This is a genomic window from Leclercia adecarboxylata, assembly GCF_006171285.1.
GTDB lineage: Bacteria > Pseudomonadota > Gammaproteobacteria > Enterobacterales > Enterobacteriaceae > Enterobacter > Enterobacter barmai.
In genome coordinates this window covers 4,461,646-4,488,578 of the sequence record NZ_CP040889.1, presented here as the reverse complement: position 1 = coordinate 4,488,578, position 26,933 = coordinate 4,461,646, and the positions used below count along the sequence as shown (strand labels likewise).

20 protein-coding genes are annotated in these 26,933 nt (G+C 56.2%); 14 read left to right on the top strand and 6 right to left on the bottom strand.

Going from position 1 to position 26,933, the window contains the following annotated elements:
• Positions 1 to 30 precede the first annotated feature (30 nt).
• The 6 genes from FHN83_RS23345 to FHN83_RS23320 all read left to right on the top strand — a co-directional run bounded on the left by FHN83_RS23345 (position 31) and on the right by FHN83_RS23320 (position 5,110).
• Positions 31 to 429 (top strand): helix-turn-helix domain-containing protein, encoded by a 399-nt coding sequence (locus FHN83_RS23345; protein WP_139565094.1) that lies wholly within the window; start codon positions 31 to 33, stop codon positions 427 to 429.
• A 67-nt stretch (positions 430 to 496) separates the two neighbouring features.
• Positions 497 to 907 (top strand): ASCH domain-containing protein, encoded by a 411-nt coding sequence (locus tag FHN83_RS23340; RefSeq protein WP_176556524.1) that lies wholly within the window; start codon positions 497 to 499, stop codon positions 905 to 907.
• 157 nt (positions 908 to 1,064) lie between these two features.
• The gene (locus FHN83_RS23335) at positions 1,065 to 2,753 is read left to right on the top strand and encodes a T6SS phospholipase effector Tle1-like catalytic domain-containing protein (protein WP_139565093.1); all 1,689 of its coding nucleotides are present in this window, start codon (positions 1,065 to 1,067) and stop codon (positions 2,751 to 2,753) included.
• A gap of 10 nt (positions 2,754 to 2,763) precedes the next feature.
• Positions 2,764 to 3,450 carry a DUF2931 family protein gene (locus FHN83_RS23330; protein WP_139565092.1) on the top strand — a complete coding sequence of 229 codons (687 nt, stop codon included), beginning with the start codon at positions 2,764 to 2,766 and terminating at the stop codon, positions 3,448 to 3,450.
• A 135-nt stretch (positions 3,451 to 3,585) separates the two neighbouring features.
• Complete coding sequence (locus FHN83_RS23325; protein WP_139565091.1) at positions 3,586 to 4,287, top strand: DUF2931 family protein; 702 nt, start codon at positions 3,586 to 3,588, stop codon at positions 4,285 to 4,287.
• Between the two features lie 136 nt (positions 4,288 to 4,423).
• Entirely contained in the window at positions 4,424 to 5,110 is a 687-nt protein-coding gene (locus FHN83_RS23320) for a DUF2931 family protein (RefSeq protein WP_139565090.1), read from the top strand.
• Between the two features lie 96 nt (positions 5,111 to 5,206).
• On the opposite strand, the gene FHN83_RS23315 is transcribed toward FHN83_RS23320, so the two are convergent.
• Positions 5,207 to 6,484, bottom strand: coding sequence for a glycoside hydrolase family 10 protein (locus FHN83_RS23315; RefSeq protein ID WP_139565089.1), 1,278 nt, complete (start codon positions 6,482 to 6,484; stop codon positions 5,207 to 5,209).
• A gap of 305 nt (positions 6,485 to 6,789) precedes the next feature.
• Between FHN83_RS23315 and FHN83_RS23310 the strand changes: the two genes are divergently transcribed.
• Genes FHN83_RS23310 through FHN83_RS23300 form a run of 3 tightly spaced genes read left to right on the top strand, consistent with a single transcriptional unit; the run spans position 6,790 to position 11,544 of the window.
• On the top strand, positions 6,790 to 9,186 hold the full coding sequence (locus tag FHN83_RS23310) for a membrane-bound PQQ-dependent dehydrogenase, glucose/quinate/shikimate family (protein ID WP_139565088.1): 2,397 nt from the start codon (positions 6,790 to 6,792) through the stop codon (positions 9,184 to 9,186).
• A complete protein-coding gene (locus FHN83_RS23305; protein WP_139565087.1) occupies positions 9,183 to 10,568 on the top strand; it encodes a cytochrome ubiquinol oxidase subunit I in 1,386 nt (461 codons plus the stop codon). The genes FHN83_RS23310 and FHN83_RS23305 overlap by 4 nt, the downstream gene beginning before the upstream one ends.
• The gene (locus tag FHN83_RS23300; RefSeq protein ID WP_139565086.1) at positions 10,561 to 11,544 is read left to right on the top strand and encodes a cytochrome d ubiquinol oxidase subunit II; all 984 of its coding nucleotides are present in this window, start codon (positions 10,561 to 10,563) and stop codon (positions 11,542 to 11,544) included. Before FHN83_RS23305 ends, FHN83_RS23300 begins: the two co-directional genes overlap by 8 nt.
• Here FHN83_RS23300 and iaaH read toward each other — a convergent pair.
• The 3 genes from iaaH to FHN83_RS23285 form a co-directional block, all read right to left on the bottom strand.
• Positions 11,541 to 12,974: an indoleacetamide hydrolase gene (gene iaaH / locus FHN83_RS23295; protein WP_139565085.1), complete on the bottom strand. Its 1,434-nt coding sequence runs from the start codon at positions 12,972 to 12,974 to the stop codon at positions 11,541 to 11,543. The genes FHN83_RS23300 and iaaH overlap by 4 nt on opposite strands.
• Positions 12,975 to 13,055: 81 nt before the next feature.
• On the bottom strand, positions 13,056 to 13,748 hold the full coding sequence (locus tag FHN83_RS23290) for a response regulator transcription factor (RefSeq protein ID WP_218015338.1): 693 nt from the start codon (positions 13,746 to 13,748) through the stop codon (positions 13,056 to 13,058).
• Positions 13,749 to 13,805: 57 nt separating this feature from the next.
• A complete protein-coding gene (locus tag FHN83_RS23285) occupies positions 13,806 to 17,585 on the bottom strand; it encodes an NAD(P)-binding protein (RefSeq protein ID WP_139565083.1) in 3,780 nt (1,259 codons plus the stop codon).
• Between the two features lie 827 nt (positions 17,586 to 18,412).
• Here FHN83_RS23285 and FHN83_RS23280 point away from each other — a divergent pair.
• The 5 genes from FHN83_RS23280 (at position 18,413) to FHN83_RS23260 (ending at position 24,461) form a co-directional block, all read left to right on the top strand.
• A complete protein-coding gene (locus FHN83_RS23280; protein WP_139565082.1) occupies positions 18,413 to 18,664 on the top strand; it encodes a helix-turn-helix domain-containing protein in 252 nt (83 codons plus the stop codon).
• Between the two features lie 3 nt (positions 18,665 to 18,667).
• Entirely contained in the window at positions 18,668 to 19,975 is a 1,308-nt protein-coding gene (locus tag FHN83_RS23275) for a type II toxin-antitoxin system HipA family toxin (RefSeq protein ID WP_139565081.1), read from the top strand.
• Positions 19,976 to 20,080: 105 nt separating this feature from the next.
• A complete protein-coding gene (locus FHN83_RS23270) occupies positions 20,081 to 21,142 on the top strand; it encodes a YncE family protein (RefSeq protein ID WP_139565080.1) in 1,062 nt (353 codons plus the stop codon).
• A gap of 10 nt (positions 21,143 to 21,152) precedes the next feature.
• Entirely contained in the window at positions 21,153 to 23,147 is a 1,995-nt protein-coding gene (locus FHN83_RS23265) for a TonB-dependent receptor domain-containing protein (RefSeq protein ID WP_139565079.1), read from the top strand.
• A gap of 132 nt (positions 23,148 to 23,279) precedes the next feature.
• Positions 23,280 to 24,461 (top strand): PLP-dependent aminotransferase family protein, encoded by a 1,182-nt coding sequence (locus FHN83_RS23260; RefSeq protein WP_039028768.1) that lies wholly within the window; start codon positions 23,280 to 23,282, stop codon positions 24,459 to 24,461.
• Positions 24,462 to 24,501: 40 nt separating this feature from the next.
• On the opposite strand, the gene FHN83_RS23255 is transcribed toward FHN83_RS23260, so the two are convergent.
• Both FHN83_RS23255 and FHN83_RS23250 read right to left on the bottom strand, forming a co-directional pair.
• Positions 24,502 to 25,338: an alpha/beta fold hydrolase gene (locus FHN83_RS23255; RefSeq protein WP_138368945.1), complete on the bottom strand. Its 837-nt coding sequence runs from the start codon at positions 25,336 to 25,338 to the stop codon at positions 24,502 to 24,504.
• 77 nt (positions 25,339 to 25,415) lie between these two features.
• Positions 25,416 to 26,819: an MFS transporter gene (locus FHN83_RS23250; RefSeq protein WP_139565480.1), complete on the bottom strand. Its 1,404-nt coding sequence runs from the start codon at positions 26,817 to 26,819 to the stop codon at positions 25,416 to 25,418.
• Between the last annotated feature and the right edge of the window lie 114 nt (positions 26,820 to 26,933).

Sequence of the window (26,933 nt, the reverse complement as noted above, 5' to 3'; positions counted from 1 at the left end):
TTGCAACTTAAAGCGAGGTTGAAGTCAACGATGAAAGAACTGGATATCGGAGAAGTGGCTGAGCTTTCAGGGGTTAAACCCTCGGCGTTGCGGTATTACGAAACGAAAGGGTTAATCAAACCCATTGGCCGTAATGGCCTGAGAAGGCAGTACCATGAAAATGTGCTCGATAAGCTTCAGCTGATTGCGCTGGGACAGGTGGCGGGGTTTTCTCTGGATGACATCGCAGAGATGTTCGGTACGCAGGGTAAGATAGCTCTGGACAGGGAACGGCTCGAGCAACGTTCAAAAGAGATTGATGTAACCATTCGCAGACTGCAGTTGTTAAGTCGCGGGCTTAAGCACGTTGCGCGTTGTTCGCAGCCAGAACATACCGAGTGTGAAGAGTTTAAACGCGTCGTTTCAAAAGGGCTTCGGCTCGTCAGATAAGCTATATGTAGGCCGGGCAAGCGAAGCGCCCCCGGCATTTTTCGTATCACGATTTATAAGGTTTTTTATGCATACGGTTGATGGATTAAAAGTGAAGTATCCGGGTGCGGATGTCTGGCAAATGGGGGACAGCCCGGCGCTGGCAAGCGAGCTTGCGGACCTGATCAGAAAAGGAATTAAAACAGCCACCTGTGGTTCCTTAGCCTCTTACCAACAAGAAGGTGCCGCATCCAGAATTGGCGGTTACGTCATCGTTCTTGACGGGCAGGAGGTACCGGCATGCGTAGTCAGGGTGGTTTCGGCGCGTCTGGTGCGCTTTTGTGATGTCACCGCTGAGTTTGCCCGCAAAGAGGGTGAAGGTGATTTAAGCCTCGAACACTGGTGCAAAGAGCACCAGCGATTCTTTACCCAGGAAGGGACTTTTTCTGATGATATGGAGCTGATTGCGGAAGAGTTTGAGGTGGTTGAGCTCCTGTAATTCGTATCGCCAGCCAGCCACTTCGCTTTCACTAGCATGTGGACAACCGTGAGTGCTGTGTTCCATGGCAACTGCATCTTGTATTGAAAATAGAGCGTTGATTTTAGTAAGGATATGATGGGATATTGATTACCCATGTAAACTAAAAGGATTTTCCATGAGCACAAAGGAAGAGGTCTTACCTGAAAATACCGGCTATTACCGATATGAAATTATCGGCGATAACACCCATAAGACCAGCATTCATTGCAGCTTCAAAACCGTCCAGTGCCGGCGGGTGCCGGTCAGGGGGATCACGCTGACCGTGGGGGTATTCTTTGACGGCACGGGTAATAACAGGGCGAATTCAGACGATCTGCGGCTGGCATATGCCCACTGTGCCAATCTGGTTGGCGAAGAACGTGCCAGGGCGTGCGCGAAGTATGAAGAATATTCCGGAACGGGGCTGGGTAACGGTAGCTGGCAGGGTGGCATCACTAATATTTCACGGCTGTTTGACCTTTATCAGACCAGTGATGAACTCAACGACAGCGAGACAGAGGCGCAGGTCAAAGCCTACGTCAGCGGTATCGGAACGGCGGACGGCGAAAGTGATTCTATGCTTGGCAAAGCGCTGGGAAGCAGTCTTATCCGGCAATTTGAAGGTGTGGTGACGAAGACCGATGAGGCGCTGAAGAAGATCAGCGCAGAGCTGACCCGCTTTATCAAACTTAACCGTGACAAGGTGGCGATCGCGAAGGTGCAGTTTGACGTATTCGGGTTCAGCCGCGGGGCGGCAGCGGCGCGTCACTTTGCCAACCGGGTGATGAACCAGGACGCGGCGATAGCGGCAGCGATAGCGAACGGCCTTGATATGGCGGGGCATCACGGAAAACCGGCGGGTGAGGTGCGTTTTCTGGGGCTGTTTGACACAGTAGCAGCCATCGGGAGCCTGCTGAACTTCTACGACATTAACGGGCGTAGCAACCCCGGGGTGAACCTTGAGCTGCGTCCCTCAGTGGCGCAGAAGGTTTTTCAGATAAGCGCAATGCACGAGTGCCGGTATAACTTCAGCCTGAACAGCATCGCGGGGATGTGGCCGGAGCTGGCGCTGCCAGGAGCGCACTCGGACATTGGCGGGGGCTACAACGCGGGGGAGGATGAAATATCCCTGCTGACGATGCCGGACTTTGACGTGATACCGGAGAGCGAGGACGAGATGCAGACTGCGGCGTACCGTCAGGCGGAGAGGATGCGTCAGGTGTTGTATTCGCTGCCGGCGCTGAAGTACCTGATGCCGCACGGTGAGGTGGAGACGAAAATGATTTCGTGGCCGCTGGTTAATCGGGATAAAGCGCGGGCGTTTATTTTTGAGAAGAAAGCCGGCGCAGCGGTGTTCATGACGCGCAGGGCATTACCGAACGACTGGGAAAAGGTATGCATGCGGGTAATGCTCGATGCGGCACAGGACGCTGGGGTGATATTCGGGGATATTGACCCGCAAAACCCTGATACCACCCTTCCCGCTGAGCTGGTTCCACTGTGTGATAAAGCCATAGCGCAGGGGCGCGCAGTCCGTCACGGAGCTGAGCCAGAGGGCTTTACGACGGAGGAGATGAGGACTATCGGGCGTTATCTGCACTGTTCGGCGAACTGGAACATCGACTCTGACCTGAGCCTGTGGGTAAATCCATCCTCCGGAGAGGTTTTTCTGCGAAACCACTATGCGCCGACGGACGAGCGCTCTTTCGTGTGGCCGATGGCGCCGGGCAAGGGATGGGTGCGGACGGTGTGGCGGATGGACGACCAGCACCAGTGGGAAGACCGGGCACGGGCGACCGCGGACGCGCTGGACGGACTTTTCTGAGGAGACAGGGATGAAACGATTACCGCTTGTAGCGACCATGTTGGGTATTACGCTACTAGCCGGCTGCCACGACCGCCGGGCAGGTGTGAAGTCTTTGTTAGGGGATGGTGTGGAGCAGTGGGGCCAGAAACTGCCTTACGATAACTGGAATTTCAGTTTTATATACCCGAAAAATCTGCCAGCACTGGTGACGATGGTGTACCTGGAGGACGGGGATATCCGGGAGAGCATTTTCCGCCGGTTAGATCCTATGGACATCAGTGATCTGAGTGTCGGGCACTGGCATGATTTGATGGGGGGATATGGCGGGTATTTTAACCGTGGGAAAGCGCTGCCGGTCAGGATGACAGTGTGCTGGGACTCGGTTATCGACAAAAAAGCGTATGAAACAGAGATCTGGTTTAGCCAGGCTACGTGGCAGCAGATGACTACGGCATATCCTGATCCTTATCATCCGGGTAAACCATACTACCGGAACCGAATGGCGGTTGGTCTGGCTCCCGGCGGGATTGTACGGGTCTGGCTTGAAGATAACGGGAATCCATCCGTACTCCAGCATCCCGCCCGGCAGTTCACCCTTACGGGAGACGATATGCTGATATGCAAAGGGGTAACGAAACATCCTAACGGGTATGTTTATTACGGAAAAACACCCGAGTTCATCAAAGGGAAAAACTATCCATATGGTAACTGGTAGGGGGATGCCGTCAGGCGGATCGCGGAGCCAGAGGGCTTTTTTAAAGGATGAACGCTTCGTGTGGCGGCTGGACGACCAGCAGCAGAGGTAAGACAGGGCGCGGACGCGCTGGAAGGACTTTTCGAGGAGACAGGGATGAAACGATTACCGCTTGTAGCGACCATGTTGGGTGTTACGTTACTAGCCGGGTGTCACGATCGCCGGGAAGGTGTGAAATCTTTGTTAGGGGATGGCGTGGAGCAGTGGGGGCAGAAACTGCCTTACGAGCGCTGGCATTTTAATTTTTTCTATCCTGTCAACCTGCCCGCGCTGGTGACGATGGTGTATCTGGAGGACGGGGATATCCGGGAAAGTATCTTCCGGCGACTGGATCCGACGGAAGCCAGTCAGAGCAGTGTGGGGAAATGGAGCCAGCGCGTGGGCGGTTTTTCAGCCAATTTTAATATTGGTAAGGCGCTGCCGGTCAGGATGACGGTGTGCTGGGATTCGGTTATCGATAAAAAAGCGTATGAGACTGAAATCTGGTTCAGCCGGGAGATCTGGCAGCAGATGCTCGCGACCTATCCTGATACCTATCGTCCTGGAAAGACGTATTATCGGGATAATATGCTTATCGGACTGGCACCGGGCGGAACGGTGCGAGTCTGGCTTGAAGATAATGGGGATCCTGCGGTGCTTCAGCACCCCGCCCGGCAGTTCACCCTTACGGGAGACGATATGCTGATATGCAAAAACGTTCCCAACCGGATTGATTTCAATTACATCGAGGCTAATGGTTACGATCCTTTCATCCGTAATTTTATTGAAGGGAAGGACTATCCATATGGTAACTGGTAGGGGAATGCCGTCAGGCGGATCGCGGAGCCAGAGGGCTTTATTAAAGGATGAACGCTTCGTGTGGCGGCTGGACGACCAGCAGCAGAGGTAAGACAGGGTGCGGACGCGCTGGAAGGACTTTTCTGAGGAGACAGGGATGAAACGATTACCGCTTGTAGCGACTATGTTGGGTGTCATATTACTAGCCGGCTGTCACGATCGCCGGGAAGGTGTGAAATCTTTGTTAGGGGATGGCGTGGAGCAGTGGGGGCAGAAACTGCCTTACGAGCGCTGGCAGTTTAATTTTTTCTATCCTGTCAACCTGCCGGCACTGGTGACGATGGTGTATCTGGAGGACGGGGATATCCGCGAAAGTATCTTCCGGCGATTGGATCCTACCGAACCAAGTCAAAGCAGTGTGGGGAAATGGAGCCAGCGCGTGGGCGGTTTTTCAGCCAATTTTAATATCGGTAAGGCGCTGCCGGTCAGGATGACGGTGTGCTGGGATTCGGTTATCGATAAAAAAGCATATGAGACTGAAATCTGGTTCAGCCGGGAGACCTGGCAGCAGATGCTCGCGACCTATCCTGATACCTATCGTCCTGGAAAGACGTATTATCGGGATAATATGCTTATCGGACTGGCACCGGGCGGAACGGTGCGAGTCTGGCTTGAAGATAATGGGGATCCTGCTGTGCTCCAGCATCCCGCCCGGCAGTTCACCCTGACAGGGGATGATATGCTGATATGCAAAGGGGTAACGAAACATCCTAACGGGTATGTTTATTACGGAAAGACACCCGAGTTCATCAAAGGTAAGGACTATCCATATGGTGACTGGTAAGGCATAACGATTAGTAAAACCAAAAAGGATCTTTTTAAGATCCTTTTTAAGCATCAACCTGATTGTTTTTGCGGGTCAAATTTTTGTAATAAAGCTTTACGACCCCCAGCGCGTCCGCAAATACCGCACCGCATCCTGCGCCCGGGGCTGGTTCAGGTTGTCCTCGCGGAACAAAATCGTGCCGTCAATATGCGGATCGGATTCGTTCAGATCGAGCTGCTTTTTCAGCTCCGGCACGCCGCCGTTTACCGTCCAGTCGGGCTCTTTGCTCGAGGGTTCTCCCACTTTATACAGCGCCACGCCAATATAGAGGCGCGTATGGGTCGGCTTCACCACGTCGGCCCACCATTTTGCCAGCACGTCATAGCGCGCCGCATCCCGGGCAAAAGGCCAGTACAGCTGAGGGGCGATGTAGTCCAGCAAACCCTGCTGCACCCATCGACGGGTATCGGCGAAGGACTCGTCGTATGCCGCCGCGCCCCGGGTTTCGGAGCCGGCCGGATCGTGAGAGCGGTTACGCCAGACGCCTGCCGGGCTCACGCCAAACTCCACGTTCGGGTTTAACTGCTTAATGGTGCGCGATACCTGGGTAATCAGCTGCTGGGTGTTGTTGCGTCGCCAGTCGGCCTTTGAGTCAAATCCCTGACCATACTGGCGGTACGTCTGATTGTCGTTCAGCTTCGAACCCGCGGACTCGGCATAGAAGTAGTCATCAAACTGCACCCCGTCGACCGGGTAGCGCGACACCACTTCCGCCACGATGCTGGTGATCCAGTCCCGGGCTTCCGGAATACCGGGGTCGAGAACAAAACGATCGCTCGCGGTGCGGATCCACTCCCGATGCAGGACGTAAACGCTCGGCGGATGCAGCGTCAGGGTACGATTCAGCTCTGCGACCGTGCCGGGGCGGGTATTGGTCGACACGCGGTACGGGTTAAACCAGGCGTGAACTTTCATCCCGCGCTTGTGCGCTTCATCAAGCATAAACTGCAGCGGATCGTAGCCCGGATCTTCACCTATTTTGCCGGTCAGCATATCTGACCACGGTAGTATTTTTGACGGCCACAGCGCCGTGCCGTCCGGTTTCACCTGGAAAAACACGGTATTGATGCCGAGGCTTTTCAGGTTATCCAGCTTGTCGGTCAGGGCCTTTTGCTGCATGGCGATCCGCGATTCGGCGCTACGGCCGTTCACGGATGCCTGCGGCGGCCAGTCGAGACGGGAGACGGTCGTCAGCCAGACGCCGCGCACCGGCTGGTGGCGCGCGGTTTTATCAGGCAGCGGCTGTTTCGCCACGGGCGGCAGCGGGGTGACCAGGGATTTGGGTGGGGTTGAGCTGCAACTGACCAGTAAAAGCGCCCATGCGATAGGCATGCCGGAACGTTTAAGGTGGGTGGCTAGCTGAGAACGAGGTGAACAGGCGATGATGATAAGCTCCAGTTATACAATTTTCGCCGGGAACATTTATTGTCGTTCTATTCGGAGGTAAGTCAATCTCGTCAATAAGGTTTTAATGACGACAAAGGCATCATACAAAACCCATAACGCCACGAACTACGCTTTGTATATCCTGTTACGCCTCATTCCCTTTCCCGGGCTGTCTTTATAGCCACTTTCTTAAGGCGTCATCCAAAAGGTTTCTTAAACTTTATTGACTTGTCTTTACAAAAGGGTGGGCTATGCCACAGATAACATCTCGTCTCTGGGCCGTGTTAACCGGCTTGCTGGTCGCGCTTGTAGGGCTTGGCTATGTGGTTCTGGGCGGTTGGCTGGCGTTCGTCGGGGGGACCTTTGTCTTTATCCTGCTTGGCGTCGGCTTTTTGATCAGCGGTGTACTGCTGTTCCGCCAGCGGCTTTCAGGCGTCTGGCTCTATCTGCTGATGTTCCTGGCCTGCGCTGGCTGGGCATTGTATGAGGTCGGGCTGGATGGCTGGCAACTGATGCCCCGCCTGCTGGTGGTCGCGGTCCTTGGTGTATGGATCAGCATGCCGTGGGTGATCCGCCAACTGACCCTGGTTCCCTCAGCCAGGCGGAAGGGAGTGACCGCAGGCGGGATCTACGTCGTGGCTATTGCGGCAATGCTTTTCTTTGGCTGGCATATCTCCGGCACCCGGTTTGTCCATCATCAACCGTTCCCGCCTGCGCAGGCGGCGCAAATGCCGCAAAGCGATGGTGACTGGAAATATTATGGCCGTACCGCCGATGGGCAGCGTTTTTCGCCGCTGATGCAAATCACTCCCCAGAACGTCAGCCAACTGAAACTGGCCTGGCGTTTTGATTCAGGGGATGTGAAACGTGACGGGGAGGACAAAGCCGGGCGTGAATTTAACCTCGAAGTCACGCCGGTGAAGGTGGGCGATGTGCTTTATATCTGCACCCCGCATCGTCAGGTTATCGCCCTGAACGCCACCTCCGGTAAAGCGCTGTGGACATTCGATCCGCAAAACGATACCTCGGCGAACGAGTATCTGGCCTGCCGGGGTGTGGCCTGGAGCGACGACGCCACTGACAAGGACTGTCAGCAAAAAGTGATCACCACCACCGCCGATGCCCGGCTGGTGGCGCTGAATGCAGAGACGGGCAAACCCTGCGCCAGCTTTGGTAAGCAGGGATTTGTCAGCCTGACGGATCATATGGGCGAGGTTCCCCCGGGTTTTCATTTCATCACCTCACAGCCGATGGTTATGGACGGACGTATCATCCTTGGGGGCTGGATCTATGATAACCAGTCCACTGGCGAACCCTCTGGCGTGGTGCGGGCGTATGACATCAAAAGCGGTAACCTGGCATGGGCCTGGGATATGGGGCGCAATCCCGCCAATGCGCCGCTGAAACCCGGCGAAGAGTATACGCGAGGTACCCCTAACGGCTGGGGAACCTATACCGCCGATCCCGTGCTGGGGCTGGTTTACATTCCCCTTGGCAATGCCACGCCGGACTATTACGGGGCGCAGCGTCGTCCCTTTGACGAAACTTACTCCAGTGCGGTTGTGGCGCTGGATGTCCGGACCGGCGCAGAGCGCTGGCACTATCAGACCGTGCATCACGACGTCTGGGACTATGACGTTCCCATCGGCCCGACGCTTGTCGATCTGCCCGATGGTAATGGGGGAATAACCCCGGCGCTGGTGCAAACCACCAAGATGGGGCAACTGTTTTTGCTGGATCGGCGAAGCGGAAAACCCCTTGCCGCCGTCAATGAAAAATCGGTTGCTGTGACGCCGTCACTTCCCGGGGAAAGGCTTTCCCCCGTTCAGCCAGATTCTGCTGGCATGCCGGATCTTTCCCCTGCCGATCTGCGGGAAACGGATATGTGGGGTGCCACCGCATTTGACCAACTCCTGTGCCGGATCCAGTTTCACCAGTATCGCTATCAGGGGAAATTTACCCCACCCGCCGAGGGTACCTCTATTGCTTATCCTGCCTTTGATGGGGTGATTGACTGGTACGGCGCTTCTGTCGATCCGCTTCACCACGTGCTGATTGCCAACACCAGCTATATCCCGTTCACCATGCAGATCATGAAAAGCGAAGAGGCTATTCAGAAAGGACTCATGAAAACGTGGGCGGGCTGGCAGAGCGGACAACCCTATCCCAAACCTAAAGAGTTCGCCGTCGGGCCGCAATACGGCACGCCCTGGGCGGCCATCGTCAAACCCTGGCTGAGCGTGCTGGATGCCCCCTGTAATGCACCGCCGTGGGGGAAAATCTATGCCATCGATCTGGTGAGTAAAAAAATCATCTGGGAGCGCCCGGCGGGCACCACCCGGGATATGAACATTTTCGGCACCCATACCAACGTGCCGCTGCCAACGGGCATCTTTATGATGGGCGGAAATGTGATCACCCAAAGCGGGCTGATCTTCACCGGGGCCACGGCGGATGATTACCTGCGAGCCTTTGATGAGGCCAGCGGCCAGGAGCTCTGGCGCGCCCGACTGCCTGCAGGCGGGCAGGCCACGCCAATGACCTATCAGGCCGGAGACGGCAAGCAATACGTTGTCATTGCCGCTGGCGGTCATGGCGGGCTCGGTACCCGTTCCGGTGATTCATTGATGGCGTACGCGTTGCCATGAGTCCGGAGACCGCGCTTTTGCTGGCGCGCAGTCAGTTTGCGTTTACCATCAGTTTTCACATCGTGCTGGCGGCGTTCACCCTTGGGCTGGCGCAGTTTCTGATGGTGCTGGAAGGTCTCTGGCTATGGCGTAAGCAGCAGGTCTGGCTCAGCCTCTGGCGCTACTGGAGTAAGGTGTTTGCCCTGAATGTGGCGGTGGGCGTGGTGACCGGGGTAGTGATGGAGTTCTCCTTCGGTACCAACTGGAGCAGTCTTGCTGGCCGCACCGGCGCAGTACTGGGGCCGATGCTGTATATGGAAGTGCTGGTGGCCTTCTTTCTGGAAGCGGGTTTTATGGGAGTAATGCTGTTCGGGATGAACAAGGTGCGTCCGGGCATTCACTTTATGGTGACCTGTATCGTGGCGCTGGGCTCGTTTTTTAGCGCCTTCTGGATCCTTGCCGCTAATTCATGGATGCAGACGCCGGATGGCTATCTGATTGCCGCCGACGGTCGCTTTCGTCCCGTCGACTGGTGGGGGGCGATCGTCAATCCCTCTTTCCCGTGGCGGATGGCGCATATGGTCGGAGCGGCGATGCTGGGTACCGCCTGTCTGGTGGCGGCCTGCGGTGCATGGCATCTGCTGCGCGATCCCCGGCATCCGGCGGCACGGCGTATGTTTTCGCTGGCAATGTGGGCGCTGGTAATAATGGCCCCGCTGCAAATCGTGCTGGGGGATCTGCATGGGGAAAATACCCGGGATCACCAGCCGGTGAAGCTGGCCGCGATGGAGGGAAGCTGGGATCCGCCGCCACCGGGTCATGGCGAACCTTTGCGACTCTTTGCGATCCCTGATATGGCGCAGCACCGTAATCACTATGAGCTGGCGATCCCGGATATCGGCTCTCTTTATCTACGCCATAACCTGCAGGGGACTATCCACAGTCTTAATCAATATCCGCCGGATGAGCTGCCGTGGGTACCGCTGGTGTTCTGGGCGTTTCGTATCATGGTCGGGCTTGGACTGCTGATGCTGGCGGCAGGTGTCGGTGGGCTGGTCGTGCGGCTGCGGGGACGATTATGGCAGACACGCTGGCTTTTGCGTCTGATGGTGCTGATGGCGCCCGCCGGTTTTGTTGCCATGCTGGCCGGGTGGGTGGTTACCGAAGCCGGGCGGCAGCCCTGGACGGTCTACGGCCTGCTACGTACCACAGAGAGCCTCTCTCCTCTGGGACCGCAATTCGTTCTCGGCTCGTTTATCCTGGTCGTCACGCTTTATCTGGTGCTGTTTGCGCTGGGTCTGTGGTTTTTATTGCGTCTGCTCGCCAGACCGCCAGCACCAGACGAAGAGGGGGCAGAACCTGATGTGGCCCGCCGGACGGGCAAAGGGGAACAGGATGCATGAAGTTATGGGGTTGCCGATCTTACAGGCGTTGTCGGCAGCGTCTCTGGTGCTAAGCCTGTGGATCTACGTTCTGCTGGACGGAACGGATCTGGGGAGCGGTATGTTATGTGCCTTTCAGCGCGATGAGGCGTCCCGGCATAAGATTGTGCTGTCGCTATTACCCATCTGGGATGGCAATGAAACCTGGCTGGTGCTGGCGGCGGGCAGCCTTTTTGGCCTGTTTCCCGTGGCGTATGCCATTATTCTGAGCGCGTTATATGTGCCGGTGTTTACCCTGATACTGGCGCTTGTCGTGCGCGGGATGGCAATTGAGTATCGTCATTACGCTCCGCACCTGTTCGACAGGCTACTGATAGTCGGGTCGTTGTTAGCCACCCTTGCGCAGGGGGTGATTGTCGGCAGTCTGATCCAGACGATCCCCAGTGATGGTCAACAGTTTACCGGTACCGGATGGGAGTGGTTCAGCCCGTTCCCGCTATTTTGCGCGCTGACGCTGGTGGTTGCGTATTGCCTGATGGGGCAGGGCTGGCTGAACTGGCGGGGGACCGGGGCGCTGGCGTTCCGGGCACGACGGGCGATCCCCTGGCTGGCAGGGGTAGCGCTGGTGTTATTGCTTGGGCTGCTCTTCTGGAGCATGCAGTTACAGGAGGCCTGGCGCCAGCATCTGCAAAACCCCCGGGTGTGGTTGCCGTTTGCGGGGGCAGTGGCGGCAGGCTCCGTTTTATTGTGGTTCAGCCTGGTGCGGCACTATGACTTTTTACCGCTGGCGGCGATCCTCATGCTGGTGAGTTCCGCGTTTGGCGCGCTGGTTTTTACCCTCTATCCGTGGATTGTGCCGACCACGCTAACGGTTCATCAGGCGGCAGCGCCCCCGGAGACGCAACAGTTTCTACTGATAAGCTTTGCGCTGCTGGCCCCGGTGACGCTGCTGTATAACACCTGGGGATTTCGGTTATTTAGCGGCAAGATCCGTTAACGCGCCAGGATCTGCTCCAGTGTCGCACCGATAGCCAGAATCAATGCGTCGCTGCCCGGCAGGCCGTCGATCTCCAGCCCCACCGGCAGCTGGCTGGTGGCGCCATAACCGACCGGCAATGTCAGCCCCGGCAGGCGGGCGTTACTGCCCGGATCGACATTGCGGATTAGGCGGGCAAAGTTCTCCGCCGAACTTACCTCATCATTGGCCAGCGGGGCGACCACCGGTGAGGTCGGGAAGATTAAAGCATCCAGCTGATTCTCCCGGAACGTCTGTTCATAGATGTTCAGCAGGCGCGGAAGCCCTTCAGACAGTGCCCGGTCGTAGAGCGGCTGGAGTGGAACAGGGTTGCCATCGCGATCGGGGATCAGTCCCGGCACAATGCCGTGCTCAAAGATGGCGCGTACGTCCGGGCTGGCGATGTGCCAGACAATCTCCTCCAGGCTCACCTGGGTGTTATGCGCTTCCAGGTAAGCCTGTAAATCCTCTTTCCCCTCGTGCATCACCACCGGAAACGAGACGGCGGCGTTGGCCTCTTCAAGCCCGGGCATTTCGACGGCAACCAGCGTCACCCCGGCGGCGCGCAGCCTGGCGAGCGCGACGTGGGCTTCCTCGCTGACTTCGTCATCCAGCGTTTGCCAGAAATAGTCCGCCAGCCCTAAGCGGATCTCACTGGCGGGTTTGGCGGGCAATATCGCGGCACCGGTAATCAGGCTGTCGAGAAGAGTGATATCGGCCACGCTGTGGGCCATCGGGCCTGCGGTATCCCGGGTGTGGGAAATCGGGGTGATCGCCGACTGAGAGTAGCGGCCCGTGGTAGGCCGAAAACCGACGCAGCCGTTCAGGGCGCAGGGCTGGCGCACCGAGGCCCCGGTATCGGTGCCCATCGCTACCGGTACCATTCCGGCGGCAACGGCCACTGCGCTGCCCGACGACGAACCGCCCGCAATCCGGCTGGCGTCGCAGGCATTGCGCACCCCTTTAACGTCCGGCGTGTGATACGCCGCGTTATAGCCGGTTACGCCAAAGGCCAGCTCGTGCATATTGCATTTGCCAATCACGATGGCCCCCGCGTCGATCAGCCGTTGGATCACCGGCGCGGTGGTCGTGGGCACGAAGTCCTTCAGGGCAGGTGTACCGGCGGTATTGGGCAATCCGGCCACGTGAATATTATCTTTCACCGCAATGGGAACACCGCCGAGAGGCAACGGCGCGCCGCCGTCGGCGAGATGCTGGTCCCAGGCTCTGGCCTGCGCTAACGCCTGCTGCGCGTTCACCGTAATAAAGGCGTTGAGGTGAGGCTGGGCGTCTATACGGGCTAAACAGGCGCGAACAAGCTGTTCGCTCGACACCTTCTGTTCCTGAATGAGTTGTGCCACGTCGGTGGCGGTAAGGGTGTGCAGTTGTGTCAGGTCGTTTATTGTTTTCATTAGGCTATTTCCGGACGGTGGTAGTCCGGAACATTTAGGCAAATCGGGAATTAGCGCGCCATCCTCAGGATTGAGGAGAGATTAATGCTTAAGTCTGGAGGCCAGCTCCGTCCGGTTGGCGCAGTCGAGCTTTTTCAGGGCGTGATTGAGATGCGTGCGCACGGTGGTAAACCCGATATTCAGCAGCCGGGCAACCTCTTTATCACCCAGTCCTTTGCACACCAGATCAACCACCTCCTGCTCCCGGGCGGTGAGCAGCGGCGTTTTATCCCGTTTCGGTAAGGCTCTGGCGAACCAGGGCTCCAGCAAGTGCAGAAGGTGCAACTCCCGTTGCCCGAACGGCGGGGCGCCTTTAGCTCGCCAGATGCGCAGATCCCCCACATCTTCGCCGTCACGTAAAAAGTAGACATTCACCCCGTGATGCATGCCGCAGGGTTTCAGGAACTCATTATAAAAGGCGCTCTTTTTAAGCTCGCGCGCACTCATTACCTCGTCCACCAGGGTGGGACGCTGTTTTGCCCGCAGCAGCGGCGTGATAGGGTCGATGTACTGCCAGGTGCTGGCATGTTCCCGCATTGCCCGTTCATCTATGTTCCAGCTGACGCCATGGGAGGACGTATTAGAGGCGGGAGACCAGATGCACGACGCCGCAAAGTCGGCCTGCAGCAGGGCGCACACATTCTCCAGCGTCTGCTGGCGCAGGGCATTGCTGCCCTGGCCAGAACCGAGTTGCCACACGAGCTGCGAGAACAGGTTCAGCTCGCGATCGTTCAAAACACTCTCCATTTCTGCCGCACTCTCGCTGTTTTTTGTGCAGCTGAGTGTAGACCACTACGAAACGGAGTGCCGGTACGCAGACTGCCGGACCTTCTCCACCGCCACTTTTCCGGCGATAAAGGCGTGGTCTGAATTGTAGTACTCCCATTCGCTGTAACGTCCGGCAAGGGTAATGCCGTGCAGCAACAGCCATTTCCTGATCGTTTCGACGTTCTCTTTGCGCTGCTGGTCATAGATAACGTAGGCGTAAGGGATGTCGATTTGATTGGTGGTGACGATCTCATCGTTATGCGAGATGATCCCCACGTCGATGCACTCCTGAATGCATCTGTCGATCAGCGCCTGGCCGTCGGCCGGCAGAGGCTTATCCGGCGAATAGCTGATCTCACAGGTCAGGCCGCACGCGCCCGCCGGACTACAGAACGGGCTGGCGTTGCCCTGCACAAAAATACGATGAAATACCGTCTTACCGGCGTAGTAGATCCAGTGTTTATCGGTCAGATTATCGCGATTAATCCCCAGGTTGACGCAGCGCACAGAGACGTGACGCAGCCCTTTTGCGGCTTTGCGAACATCCGGGGGCACTTCGTCGCCCATCAGGCGGATAAGTTCCGGCAACACCAGGGTACTGATCATCTGTTCATAGCGATACTGTCTGCCGTCAGAGAGCACTACGATATGCTGGTTAACGTAAATTTTGCTGACCTCCGCGCCCGTCTCGATGCGGCCCTTAATATGCGGCACAAACCCGGACATCAGCGCCTGGAAACCGCCTTTCAGGGGATAGCCGAAACGCGCATTGGGCCCCATGGGCTTCGCGGTTTCACCCAGCGCACCCTCGATAATCTGATCCAGGTCCGGCAAGGGGACGCGTCCACCCAGCCACGAGGTCTCCATTTCCGAGAGCGGCACCGTCCATAATTTTTTGTTGTAGGGAATAGCAAAATGGCGGGCGATCCCTTTGCCCCAGGTTTCATAGATGAAAGCTTCAAAGCTGCCTTCTGGCGGCGTCTGCTGGCCTGTGCTGGTGTAGTCCGGCACGGCGCCATCGGCACAGCAGTCATGATGGTGACGGGCGCTATTACTGCAGGTCGGGGCCATGCTTTTCACCTCAGAACCCGTGCCATATCGCGCCTCGATGGCACCCAGAATGCACTCTTTAATCACCGGCGCGGGCAGGCCGTAAAGCGATCCCTGGAAGGGGTAGCGGGTATACACGCCGTCGGTATAGACCCAGGCTTCGCGGATCTGCCAGTGGATATTGTCACCCAGCAGGATGTTGTACAGGGCCAGCACCTCCTCATCGGCGGAAAACATAATGTGCCCCGCATAGTCGAAGGTAAATCCGTTGTCCTGAACCGAGCGGCACAGGCCTCCCACCGTTTCATTACGCTCCAGCAAGGTTGCCCCTTCGCCAAAATGGTAGGCCGCGCTAAGACCCGTCGGCCCGGCTCCCAGAATTAAACAGCGTTCGGCTTCTGCACCGCTTCTGGCCGGTGGGATCAGCCGTAAAACCGGCGGGGAAGAAAGGTCGTCGCTGGCGGCCTCCGCTGCGACTGTCGACCGGGCCTGATGGCGGGCAAACGCCTGTTCAATCAGCTCATGCATATTCTGCACGGTTTTATCCCAGGAGGTACTGGCGACAATCTCTTGCATGATCTCGCGCTGCGAGGCGCGTTCCTCCTCTGATAACGCCAGTGCCTGTTCGCAGGCCACGACAAAGGCGGCATGATCGCGCGCCACGGCAACCACGTGGCCATAAGGTTTTTCGACATCGGCAATGGCGGTACTGACTACCGGCAGCTGCGCGGCCATGTATTCGAGCACCTTCGTCGGGCTTATAAAGCGCGTGGACTCATTCAGCGCAAACGGCATCAGGCAGACGTCCCAGCCGGCAAGGAAGTGGGGCAGGGCCTGGTAAGGCTGCATGCCGGGATAGTGAATATTGCTTCTTTGCGGCAGGGTCGACGGGTCGATTTTCACCACCGGGCCGACCATCACGATTTGCCACTCCGGATGCGCATCCGCGAGCGTCGCGATAAGCCCTAGATCCATCCGCTCATCAATCACGCCGTAATAGCCCAGCCGAGGGTGGGGAATGTCATCCTGCAGCGGATGGTGATTCGTGCGATCCAGCGCCTGTTCAAAATGCACCGCATCCACGCTACTGGCAAAACAGTGAATGTTCGGATGGCGACCTTCCCTTGCGGCATACAGACTGGGACCGCCGGTAAAAACGATATCGGCGCGCGTCAGCAGGGCTGATTCACGCTGCAAAAGCTGTCGGGGCGCTTTCTCAAAGGCGGCCAGTTCATCCATACAGTCGTACACCACGACGGCCGGGGTAAAGACTTTCAGCAGGGGGAGCGCCATCGGCGTGTAGAACCAGACGACCGGGGTTTCATCTTCATCGCGGATCTCTGACAGCAGCGTTTCCAGCCAGGCGATTTGCTCATCGTGAAAACCAGGTTCTGTAGACGGCGTATGCGGCTGGATGACGGTCACGTTAGGCGCGGGCTGGGTCATCTTCAGCTCCGCTTTACCCGCTGACCAGAGCGGCTCTTCGATAAATATAATTTGATAGTGCTCAGCAAGCCGCGTTAACAGATGCTGCGGGCGCTGAAAAACAAAATCCCAGCGCAGGTGACTAAAAACATAAATTTTTTCCATGCCTGATACCTCAGTACTGGTGCAGGTAATGACGCCAGTTAGATGTTGAAAGTGTTCCAGCCGGGACTGGGTTTGTTTAAGCGCACGGGCATAAACGGCATTAAGCTGCCTCTCTTTTTCTGGCGACAAATCCCATAAGCCCGAGTGGTGCCAGAGCGTGCTGTTCTCCCAGTCGGGTCGATCAATAATCGGGTAAAGGCAAATCCCCACGAGCTCCACGCCTGCCAGCTGCGCCTGCGCCACCTCTGAAGCGATATCCTTAATCCAGGCGCCACGCCCGCTACCCACATGGCTCGTTTCGGCAAGCAGAATCGGACGCTGATAGCGCTCCCAGGTCTCCTGCAACATTTCGTGCAACCGGCGTCGGCGATGGTCGCCCAGATGCCACGGCAGGCGCTGGTTGTTGCCCATAATCCACTGATTGTCGTGGTAATAATTGGCCCCGAGCAGATCCAGATAGCGGGGATGACCACCCAGTTCAGGCTCATGTCTGCCTGTAAGCATGTCCCACGCCTGAAACTGCGCGGTACGCAAAGCCTCGGTTTGCTCAATGCTTGCGGGATCGCTATCCGGCGAAATCAGATGGATTAACGGGTCGCAATGTAAAATTCTCGCTCGCGGATCGGCCGCCCATATGGCATCGCAGGCGGCAATTGTGGCGCGAACCAGCTGTCGTTTGACCTGCATGCTTTCACCCGCGCCTGGCGGGGAAGTGGGGAACAGCCCCACCGCAATGCCCCAGGCTGTGAATGAGATCTCATTGATGGGCGAATAGACGGGCGGCTCGTCATACCAGGGGCGCAGAAACGCGGCCAGAGAACCGCATAAATGGGCGAAACAGGAGACAAATTCCTCGGAGAAAAAATCGATATCATCAGGAAAGCCGTAGTGACAGATCGTCCAGCAAATTTGCACGCCCGTTTCTTTTGCCGAAATCATCTTTTTGGCTACGGTAGTAAAGTCGTAACCGCCTGATTTATTGACAAGACGCCAGCCAACGCTCTCTCTTACCGTTGCAATGTTGAACGGTTCTAGCGCGCGGTAATCCTCTGTATGGCGTATGTCATGCTCAGTTGCGTTATCCATCGAAAGGGTATTACCTGCCCGCGTAACAAAATCCGCACCTTCAAAACCTGCCTGCCAGAACGACCTGAATATCGGCATATTGTTGCTCCGGAATGGGTAATCGTATTTTTAATAAATATTTCAAGCCTCGTTATTTAAAACGCCCGGCCATACTTGATTACCCATACTTACGGAGAAAAATAATGCAGAATAAAATCTGAGCCATGTTTATTGCAAAAACATTCAACCATAACCATCCCCTCCACATATTTCGTTAACAGCGGAATAGGGCAATAGCAATACCCCGGAGTTCACCCGTTTTATGTCTACGGCCTGTGTATCAATGCGAAAACACTGCTACCTTCTCTTTCAATGATAGTCGCGGATCCTGCTCCAGCGCGGGGTTTTTCAACCAACCTCCGCTTCGGTTATTAAAAATGCGAATAAAATCATCATGTGCTGGTGGCGCTTTTTTTATGCGTTACGGCTCGGTTAAACGATATTACTCCCTAACCACACCTTTAAATTATCGCTGCCCGCTACGCTCGTTTCCTGCATATCTGTCCTGATGTCTCAAAACTGCGTCTGGTACTTTCGTCTTAGCCCGGGAAATATATACCCGATCCGCTTTTGTTATTAAATCTGTGCGGCTTAACGCTGGTGGAATATACATAAGGGGGCTCATCTGACAATCCATGAATACATACAAATTGTCATTAATGCTCATTAGTTACAACATACAATATGCTTTCATCAATAACCTAACATCAACATCGTGCCAGAGTACATCGCTTTACAGAGTAGAAAGAGCATAACCGTTATTTTATCCGTCATAGAGGATAAATTGAATTTAACCGCTATAGGGGTTATTCTTGATTTATCCCCTACAGGGGATTTACTTAGAATATCCGCTATGGGGGGTAGGCATGAAGGTGACATCAGCTGGCGCGCTGGCTCAGGCTGTCAGGGATCAGCGTAAGGTCAATAAGTTAACGCAATCTGAGACGGCTGAACAGGTAGGCATTAAACAAACCACGGTATCGGATTTCGAGAACAAACCGGAATCCACCAAGCTGGAGACGCTGTTTAAAATCCTCTCGGCGCTGGATCTGGAGCTACATGTGGTGAAAAGAGGCTCTTCGCTACCCGATAACACTTCATGGACCCAGGAGTGGTAAGCCATGCGCGCACAACGTCTGACGGTTGCCATGAACGGCAACGTGGTGGGCACGCTGCATCGTGATGGCAGCGGTGCGATGTCCTTTGAGTATGCCCCCGGGTGGCTGGCAGAGCCGGGCGCGCGTGCTATCTCGCTGTCTCTGCCGCTACAGCATGGCTGGATACGCGGAAAGCAGGTCTTCAATTTTTTCAGTAACCTGTTGCCCGATTCAGAGGCAATTATTGCCCGCATGCAGGCCCGCTTTCAGGTCGAAACGGCGCATCCCTTTGATCTGCTTGCCAGCGTCGGACGGGACTGCGTCGGTGCCATTCAGCTCTATCCACCGGGGCTGGAGATTCCGTCGGTGACGGATATTGTCGCCGAACCGCTGGATGATGCGCAGATTGCGGCGTTGCTTGAGGGCTACCAGATGGCGCCGCTCGGCATGAGCGAAGAGGAGGCCGATTTCCGCATCTCGCTGGCCGGCGCGCAGGAGAAAACAGCGCTGCTGTGGTATCAGGATCGCTGGCAGCGGCCCCAGGGCAGTACCCCAACCAGCCATATTTTCAAGCTGCCGATCGGCAGGATAGAGCAGAACAATATCGATCTGAGCGAGAGCTGTGAAAACGAGTGGCTCTGCCTGCGGATAGCGAAAGCCTTTGGATTCCCCGTTGCACAGGCCGAAATGGCGACCTTTAGTGGCAAAAAGGTGCTGATTATTGAGCGCTTCGATCGCCGCTGGGCCCGCAGCGGCTGGTTGATGCGTCTGCCGCAGGAGGATTTTTGTCAGGCGCTGGGCGTCTCTCCGGCACTGAAATATGAATCCCACGGCGGTCCCGGCATCGCCGACGCCATGAAGCTGCTGCTCGGCTCCCGCCTTGCCGGACAGGATCGTGAGATGTTCTTTAAAGCGCAGATCCTGTTCTGGATGCTGGCTGCGATAGATGGTCACGGTAAGAATTTCAGCCTGTTTATCGAAGCGGACTCCTCGTTTCGCATGACCCCTTTATACGATGTGATTTCGGCATTTCCGCTGTTTGAAGCGGGGAGTATCCCGGCCAAAAAAGCGAAGATGGCCATGGCTTTACAAGGCAAAAACCGGCAATACCAACTCGCGATGATCCAGCCGCGCCACTTTATCAGTACCGCTGCGCACGCCGGGTATTCGCAGGAGTCCGCGCTAAAACTGATGAAAGAGATGGCCAGCCGCACCGACGACGTCATAGCGACCGTTACGGCGGACCTGCCTGCGGATTTCCCGGAGCAGATAAGCGGGGCGATTTTCCGCGGTCTGGCAAGCCAGGCGGCAAAAATAGGGCGAATGGAGTAGATCAGTACAAAAATTGGTAGGGAAGTTACGCCTGTTTGCAATTGTTAATGAGAGTTATTTTCATTATCATTTTTCTTTACGTAAGCAACTGTAAAGAAAAATAACATGATTAAAGCCTCTGCCGTAATGAACAAAACTCTGTGCGCGCTCGCCATTTCCCTGGCGATGCACTCGGGGTCAGTATTCGCCAAAACCTTCACCGAAAAGGATTTCGTCTCCCAGCCCCTTGGGCATGGCGTCTACGAACTGGCCTGGGACAAAGGCCAGCAGGTGCTTTACGCTGCCTCCGCGCCTTCATTCGATAAAGACAAAACGGACGGGTTAGTCTTTAAGCTGGCGGCGCAGTCACTGCAAATTGACGCGAAAATCCCGATGGAACGTCGCACGTTTGCCGTCGCGCTGGATGAAGAAAACCACATTCTCTATCTCGGCAACGCGCTGGAAGGGTCAGTGACGCTGCTCGATACGCGCACCGACAAAGCCATCAAAACCCTTCAGCTGAGCGACAATTCCGATCCGGAAAAGAGAGCCCACGTGCGTGAAGTGGTACTGGATAAGAAGCATCAGCGTCTGTACGTCTCCGGGATAGGGCGTAAGGATAAAGGCCTGCTCTGGGTGGTGGATACGCAGAAGCAGGAGCTTGCCCAGACCCTGCAAAAACTGGAGCCGGTCGGTTTTGCGGTAGACGAAGCGGGCGACAAAGTCTATGTCGTCTCCGGCAGCGGCGAACTGATCACCCTCGATGGCAAAACGTCGCAGTTGCTTAATCGCGTGAAAGTCGATCCCGCCGATCCGGAACATTATTTCCTGAACATCGCACTGAACACCACCAGGGGCGTAGGCTATATGGCCGACACCAACACCAAAGACGTGCTGGTTGTGCAGCTCGACTCCGGCAAGCTGCTCCATCGCGTTCCGACCCCAAACTCCGTTGCCGTGCTGTACAACCCGGCGCGGGAAGAGGTCTACGTCACTCACCGTAACGATCGCCAGATTAGCGTAATCGACGCGACCAGCAATCGCCTGAAACACACCATTAAAACCACGGCGATGCCAAACAGCCTGGTGCTGTCTGCCGATGCCAGCACGCTCTATGCCAGCGTCAAGCAGGATGAGAAAGCCAACCAGGCTGACTACGTGCTCAAGATTGATTTAACTAAGTTCTGAGGATCCTGTTGTGATAAAGCAGACACGCATGGCCGTGGCGGTTTCGCTCGCCCTGGCTAACCTTCCTGCGGCCGTTTTCGCCGCAGAAACTACCGCCGTTAACGAAGATGAGCTGGTCGTCACCGCGACCGGCTTCAGCCAGGAACGTCGCGAAGCACCCGCAACCATCTCCGTGGTAAATGAAAAAGAGCTGAACACCCGCTCGAACCAGAACGTCACGGAAGCCCTGCGCGAAATGCCAGGCGTCCTGGTGGGGAACGGCCACGGCAGCCTGGCGACGGGCGATGTCCAGATGCGCGGGATGGACTCCACCTATACCTCATACATGGTGAACGGCATCAAACAGGCCACCCGCGAATCCCGTCCGTACGGCCACCATATCGGTACCGAAGCGGCCTTTATGCCGCCGCTGGCCGCCATCGAGCGGATCGAAGTGATCCGGGGGCCAATGTCCTCACTCTATGGGTCTGATTCCATCGGCGGCGTGGTCAACGTCATCACCAAAAAAGCCTATAACCTGGAGAAGTGGACCGGCGTCCTGGAGGATAACTACTTCCTGCAGGAGAAGAGCGAGTACGGCAACACTAACCAGACCAATGTCTTTGTGATGGGCCCGGTCATCCCCGGTAAACTTGGGGTGAGCCTGGCTGCGGATTATCTCGATCGCCGTGACGATGACAGCATCAACGATGAGCGCTTTGTGAAGCATCAGTCCGGCAATCTGGATGCGACGATCTCCATGTCGCCAACCGACACCCAGCTGTGGGATCTGAACGCCACCAAAGGCAATCAGGAGAAGTCGCATAACGATAAGCAGTGGTACTGGGGCTTTGACCGCGACGCGGCTTCGCTGTCACAACATGCCTGGTACGGCGACATACTGGAAGTGAAGAACTTCGTCAGCTACGAGAAAGCGAAGACCGAGTACCGCGTGCCGGGGATGTCCTCGCAGTTTATTACCCAGAAGAACTACGAAGCGAACAGCGCCAACATCTTTACCCTGGGCGACCACAAGCTGACGCTGGGCGTGAACTTTACCCGCAACGAACTGGATGATGAGTTCGGCATTAAGGATAAAGAAGCGCCGGGCGTCACGCCGGTGAGCGAGATTTCGCGTAATGGCTGGGCGGTATTTGCTGAAGACGCGTGGATGATTGTGCCGGACTTCACCCTGACCACTTCGGCGCGTCTCGATCATGACAGCTATTTCGGTTACCACGTCACGCCTAAGATCTACGGCAACTGGACCATTGATGAGAGCTGGGCGCTGAAGGGCGGCGTGTCAGCCGGGTATAAGAAACCGGATCTGCGCCAGAATAACGAAGGCTTCACCAGCGTGTATGGCGCTTACCCTTATTCTGAGATCGGCATCGGTAATGATGATCTGAAACCGGAAGAGAGCGTCAACACCGAGCTGGGCCTGTACTGGCAGCAGGACGCGCTGGCGCTGGATGCGACCATCTTCTACACCAAATTCAAGGACAAAATCAGCGACCGCGTGATTTGTACCGCATCGGATACGCAGACGTGTACTTATAACGGTTACGTCGCGGACTCTGTCTTTCAGTACGCCAACGTCAGCGACGCTGAGATCTACGGTCTGGAGCTGAACGGCGACTGGCAGGTAACGTCATCGTTAAGAGCCAACGCGAACTATACCTATACCCACAGCGAGCAGAAAAGCGGCGACTACAAAGGCTATGCCCTGAGCGATTTCCCGGAAAGCATGGCCAACGTCTCTCTGACCTGGAACGCGGTGAACGACCTCGAACTGTGGACCAAAGCGAGCTGGCGCAGCACCTCGCCGGACATCGGCAAATCCAGCGAAACCGAAGCCTATGCGCTGGTCGATCTGGGGGCGCGTTATCATCTGAACAAGAACGTTACGCTGATGACCGGGATCTATAACCTGTTCGATGCTAACCCGATTTACCGCACCTCCTATAACCAGTCTTCGATGCTGGAAGGCCGCCGCTATAACTTCGGCGCCCGTATCGAATTCTGATCCTTCTGCCGGAGCCGTCGTGCTCCGGCCTCTTCAATTGTTATTCCTCGTTTTTCTGCCGCAGAAAGTGATTATCAAAGCCGCCGACATGTGATACTTAAACTGGGATACAACAAACCAGGATAATAAAAGATGTCGCACAACAAAATTGCCCACAAAGTACAAAACCTCCAGTCATCAGCGATCAGAGAACTATTAAAACACAGCAAGATGGAAGGGGTGATTTCACTCGGTGGGGGCATTCCTAACCCGGATCTTTTCGATCGCGAAGGGCTGGAAATGGCAATGGAAAAAGTGCTCTCCAGCACCTGGAAAGACGCTTTCCAGTACGGCCTGAGCGAGGGCAGCCCGGAGCTGCGCGGGGAAATTTGCCAGCTGCTGAGCGGCCGGGGGATTCGCTGCGGTATTGACGAGGTGGTCGTCACCTCCGGCTCACAGCAGTCGCTGGATATTCTGGCGCGGGCGCTGATTAATCCGGGCGATATTGTGGTCGTCGAACGTCCAACCTATCTCGCGGCCCTGCAGGTTCTGCAGTTAGCGGAAGCTAACCTGATGTCGGTGGGTACCGACGGCGAAGGAATGATCGTCGATGAGCTCGAAGCGCTGGTTAAGACCACGCCGATCAAAGCCGTTTATATCGTCCCGACGTTTGGCAACCCTGGCGGCGTGACCCTTGCAGAGCCGCGTCGCAAGCAGTTAGTGGAATTAGCGCAGCGCTACGATTTTGTCATTATCGAAGACGATCCCTACGGCGAAATCAATTTTACCGACAAAACCTTCACCCCATTAAAAGCCTGGGCGGCGGAAATGGGCTGCAGCGATAACGTGATTTACACCTCGACGTTTTCAAAAATCCTCGCGCCGGGCGCAAGGGTAGGCTGGTTAGTGCTGCCGGACTGGGTGAAACGTCAGGTTGTCATTCTGAAGCAGGCCACCGATCTGCACACCAGCACCTTGTCGCAATCGCTCACTTATCACTATCTGACGACCGGCCGTCTGACGGGGCAAATCGCCTTGATCCGCGACGCCTATAAACACAAATGCGAGATCCTCTGTCAGGCAGTGGAAAGCGAGCTGGGCGAACATCTGACGTTCCACAAGCCGATGGGCGGCATGTTCCTGTGGGCGAAATTTAAATACGAAATGAACACCACCGAGTGGCTGAAAAAGACGCTCAACAACGGTGTGGTCTATGTGCCAGGTGAGTTCTTCTACTGCAACGAGCCGGATCACGCCACGCTGCGCATGTCTTATGTCAGCGTTACGGATGAGAATCTGAAGGAAGCGGTCCTGCGGTTGAAAGCCTCGCTGTAAGTTCCCGGAGCGGGTGGCACAGACCACCCGTTTCAGGTTGTCAGCTGCGAATAAATTCCAGTAAGTCTTTGTTGATGGTATCAGGGTGCGTGGTGTGCATCCCGTGCGGATAGCCCGGATAGACCTTAAGCGTGCTGTTGCTGATGAGCTCATCCTGAAGCAGGCTGGCGTTCTTATACGGCACCACCTGATCGTCATCGCCCTGCAAAATAAGCACCGGCACGGTAATCGCTTTCAGATCTTCAGTCTGATCCGTTTCTGAAAACGCTTTAATACCTTCATAGTGCGCTTTCGCGCTGCCAATCATCCCCTGTCGCCACCAGTTCTGGATGGTTCCCTGCGATATTTCAGCTCCGGTTCGGTTAAAACCGTAGAACGGGCCGGTCGCCACATCGAGGTAAAATTGCGCCCGGTTGGCGGCCAGCGCTTGACGGAATCCGTCAAACACCTCAAGCGGCGTACCGCCCGGATTATCCGGTGTTTTCACCATCAAAGGCGGTACGGCGCTGATCAACACCGCTTTCGCCACGCGACCCTGCGGTTGTCCGTATTTCGCCACATAGCGCGCAACCTGCCCGCCGCCGGTGGAATGGCCGACATGCACCACATTGTGTAAATCCAGATGTTCAACGACGGCCGAAACATCGGCGGCGTAATGATCCATATCGTGCCCGTCGCTGACCTGGCTAGAACGGCCATGACCGCGACGGTCGGTGGCGATAACGCGGAAGCCTTCAGCTAAAAAGAACAACAGCTGGTTATCCCAGTCGTCAGCGCTTAATGGCCAGCCGTGGTGGAAGAAGATAGGTTGTGCATCTTTGGGACCCCAATCTTTATAGAAGATACTGACATCATCTTTGGTGGTGACAAATGACATGGTAGACCTCTCGGGGAGTGAAAGAACCTGAGTGAAGTGGGCTGTATTCAGGTGAAGACGTACAGCCGCTAAGAAGTCTAGTTGAGATAATTAACGGCTGCCTGCGTTTTGCGCAGTCGACTCAGGCTACACAGCACCGACGCGACAGACGTCGCCACCGCCACCCACAGCGCAAAATGGACGGCCCGTTCATTCAACGTCTGGCCGGTTTCGGGGGACATGATGGTCAGCAGGATGGCCACAACTGCGGCACCCAGGCACTGCCCGAACGTCCGCGCAACAGACAACACCCCGGAGGCATAGCTGGCGTGCCCGCGCGAAACATTCGACAGCATTTCCCGGTTGTTAGGGCTCTGAAAACAGCCAAATCCGATACCGCACACCAGACTGCGCAGGCAGATATCCCAGGCAGAGGGCGCGGCGGGCAGCATCGCCAGCAGGATCAACCCCACGACAAAAATAGCCAGCCCGATGGTTGAGATCAGCGGCGCAGAAATCGTGTCCGCCCAACGGCCCGCATGAGGCGCGATCAGCACGATGCCGATTGGCCACGGGATAAACAGCAGTGCGGAAACGACAGGGCTGTAGCCATATACGCTCTGGAACAGGAAAGGCAGGGCGATAAAAGTAATTCCCTGGCTGATAAACGAGGCTAACGAGGTTAATGCCGCGAGGGTAAAACGCCCGTTGCTGAAAATAGCGGGGGGCAGTAACGGCGCCGGGGCACGGCGGATATGCCAGATAAACAGAACCGTGCTGACCAGCGCGACAATACCCCAGCAGACAGCTGCAAAATTAAGGCTGTTCGCCGCCATAATCATTGAACCTAAAAGCACCGCCGAGAGCATCGCGCCGGGCGCGTCGAACGCCGCTTTTTCGGACGTTGATTTTCCGGGTAACGCCTTGCCAGCCAGCAACAGCGCGAAGGTTCCGGGAATGATGTTGATCGCAAACAGCCACTGCCAGCTCAGGGTGTCCAGTATTGCGCCGCCCAGCACGGGCGCAACGGCGGTACTGGAGGCAATCAGCAGGGCGTGCAGGCCCAGCACGCGACCGAGCAGCCGTCCCGGAAAGACGGAACGCAGGATCGCCGGGGCTATACTCAACGTGGCCGCGCCGCCGATCCCCTGTAAGACACGCATCCCGGTGAGCAGCTCCGGGGTTGTTGCCAGCGCGCAACCCAGCGATGTCAGGGTAAAGGTGGCGAGTCCGGCCAGAAAAATGGGCCGGGTGCCGTAGAGGGTGGCGAGCGAGGCGAAAATCATCAGCGTCATGGCGGCGACAAGCAGATAACCGTTGGCGAACCAGACCGCGTAACTTGCGGGCACATGCATTGCCTGTGCCATAGATGGCAGAGCAATGTTGATCATGGTGCCATCGAAAACGCCCATCAATGTGGTCATCATTACGGCGAACATTACCCTGGCGCGCTCCCGGCCTGGCAGCCCGTCATCACCGGGTTGGTTTGAAAATAGCGTCATCATCTGCACTCCTGAAGTCGGTTTTGATGACGAAACTATAAGCGCGGGATATATAAGGCGGAAGACGCATGGTTTACACTTAATCATTGCACGTAACGCCTTATCTGAGGTTCA

Bases quoted from the DNA above. Each gene is read 5' to 3' on its own strand.
- FHN83_RS23345 (WP_139565094.1), top strand. From the start codon at position 31: ATGAAAGAACTGGATATCGGAGAAGTGGCTGAGCTTTCAGGGGTTAAA.
- FHN83_RS23340 (WP_176556524.1), top strand. From the start codon at position 497: ATGCATACGGTTGATGGATTAAAAGTGAAGTATCCGGGTGCGGATGTC.
- FHN83_RS23335 (WP_139565093.1), top strand. From the start codon at position 1,065: ATGAGCACAAAGGAAGAGGTCTTACCTGAAAATACCGGCTATTACCGA.
- FHN83_RS23330 (WP_139565092.1), top strand. From the start codon at position 2,764: ATGAAACGATTACCGCTTGTAGCGACCATGTTGGGTATTACGCTACTA.
- FHN83_RS23325 (WP_139565091.1), top strand. From the start codon at position 3,586: ATGAAACGATTACCGCTTGTAGCGACCATGTTGGGTGTTACGTTACTA.
- FHN83_RS23320 (WP_139565090.1), top strand. From the start codon at position 4,424: ATGAAACGATTACCGCTTGTAGCGACTATGTTGGGTGTCATATTACTA.
- FHN83_RS23315 (WP_139565089.1), bottom strand. From the start codon at position 6,484: ATGCCTATCGCATGGGCGCTTTTACTGGTCAGTTGCAGCTCAACCCCA.
- FHN83_RS23310 (WP_139565088.1), top strand. From the start codon at position 6,790: ATGCCACAGATAACATCTCGTCTCTGGGCCGTGTTAACCGGCTTGCTG.
- FHN83_RS23305 (WP_139565087.1), top strand. From the start codon at position 9,183: ATGAGTCCGGAGACCGCGCTTTTGCTGGCGCGCAGTCAGTTTGCGTTT.
- FHN83_RS23300 (WP_139565086.1), top strand. From the start codon at position 10,561: ATGCATGAAGTTATGGGGTTGCCGATCTTACAGGCGTTGTCGGCAGCG.
- iaaH (WP_139565085.1), bottom strand. From the start codon at position 12,974: ATGAAAACAATAAACGACCTGACACAACTGCACACCCTTACCGCCACC.
- FHN83_RS23285 (WP_139565083.1), bottom strand. From the start codon at position 17,585: ATGCCGATATTCAGGTCGTTCTGGCAGGCAGGTTTTGAAGGTGCGGAT.
- FHN83_RS23280 (WP_139565082.1), top strand. From the start codon at position 18,413: ATGAAGGTGACATCAGCTGGCGCGCTGGCTCAGGCTGTCAGGGATCAG.
- FHN83_RS23275 (WP_139565081.1), top strand. From the start codon at position 18,668: ATGCGCGCACAACGTCTGACGGTTGCCATGAACGGCAACGTGGTGGGC.
- FHN83_RS23270 (WP_139565080.1), top strand. From the start codon at position 20,081: ATGATTAAAGCCTCTGCCGTAATGAACAAAACTCTGTGCGCGCTCGCC.
- FHN83_RS23260 (WP_039028768.1), top strand. From the start codon at position 23,280: ATGTCGCACAACAAAATTGCCCACAAAGTACAAAACCTCCAGTCATCA.
- FHN83_RS23255 (WP_138368945.1), bottom strand. From the start codon at position 25,338: ATGTCATTTGTCACCACCAAAGATGATGTCAGTATCTTCTATAAAGAT.
- FHN83_RS23250 (WP_139565480.1), bottom strand. From the start codon at position 26,819: ATGACGCTATTTTCAAACCAACCCGGTGATGACGGGCTGCCAGGCCGG.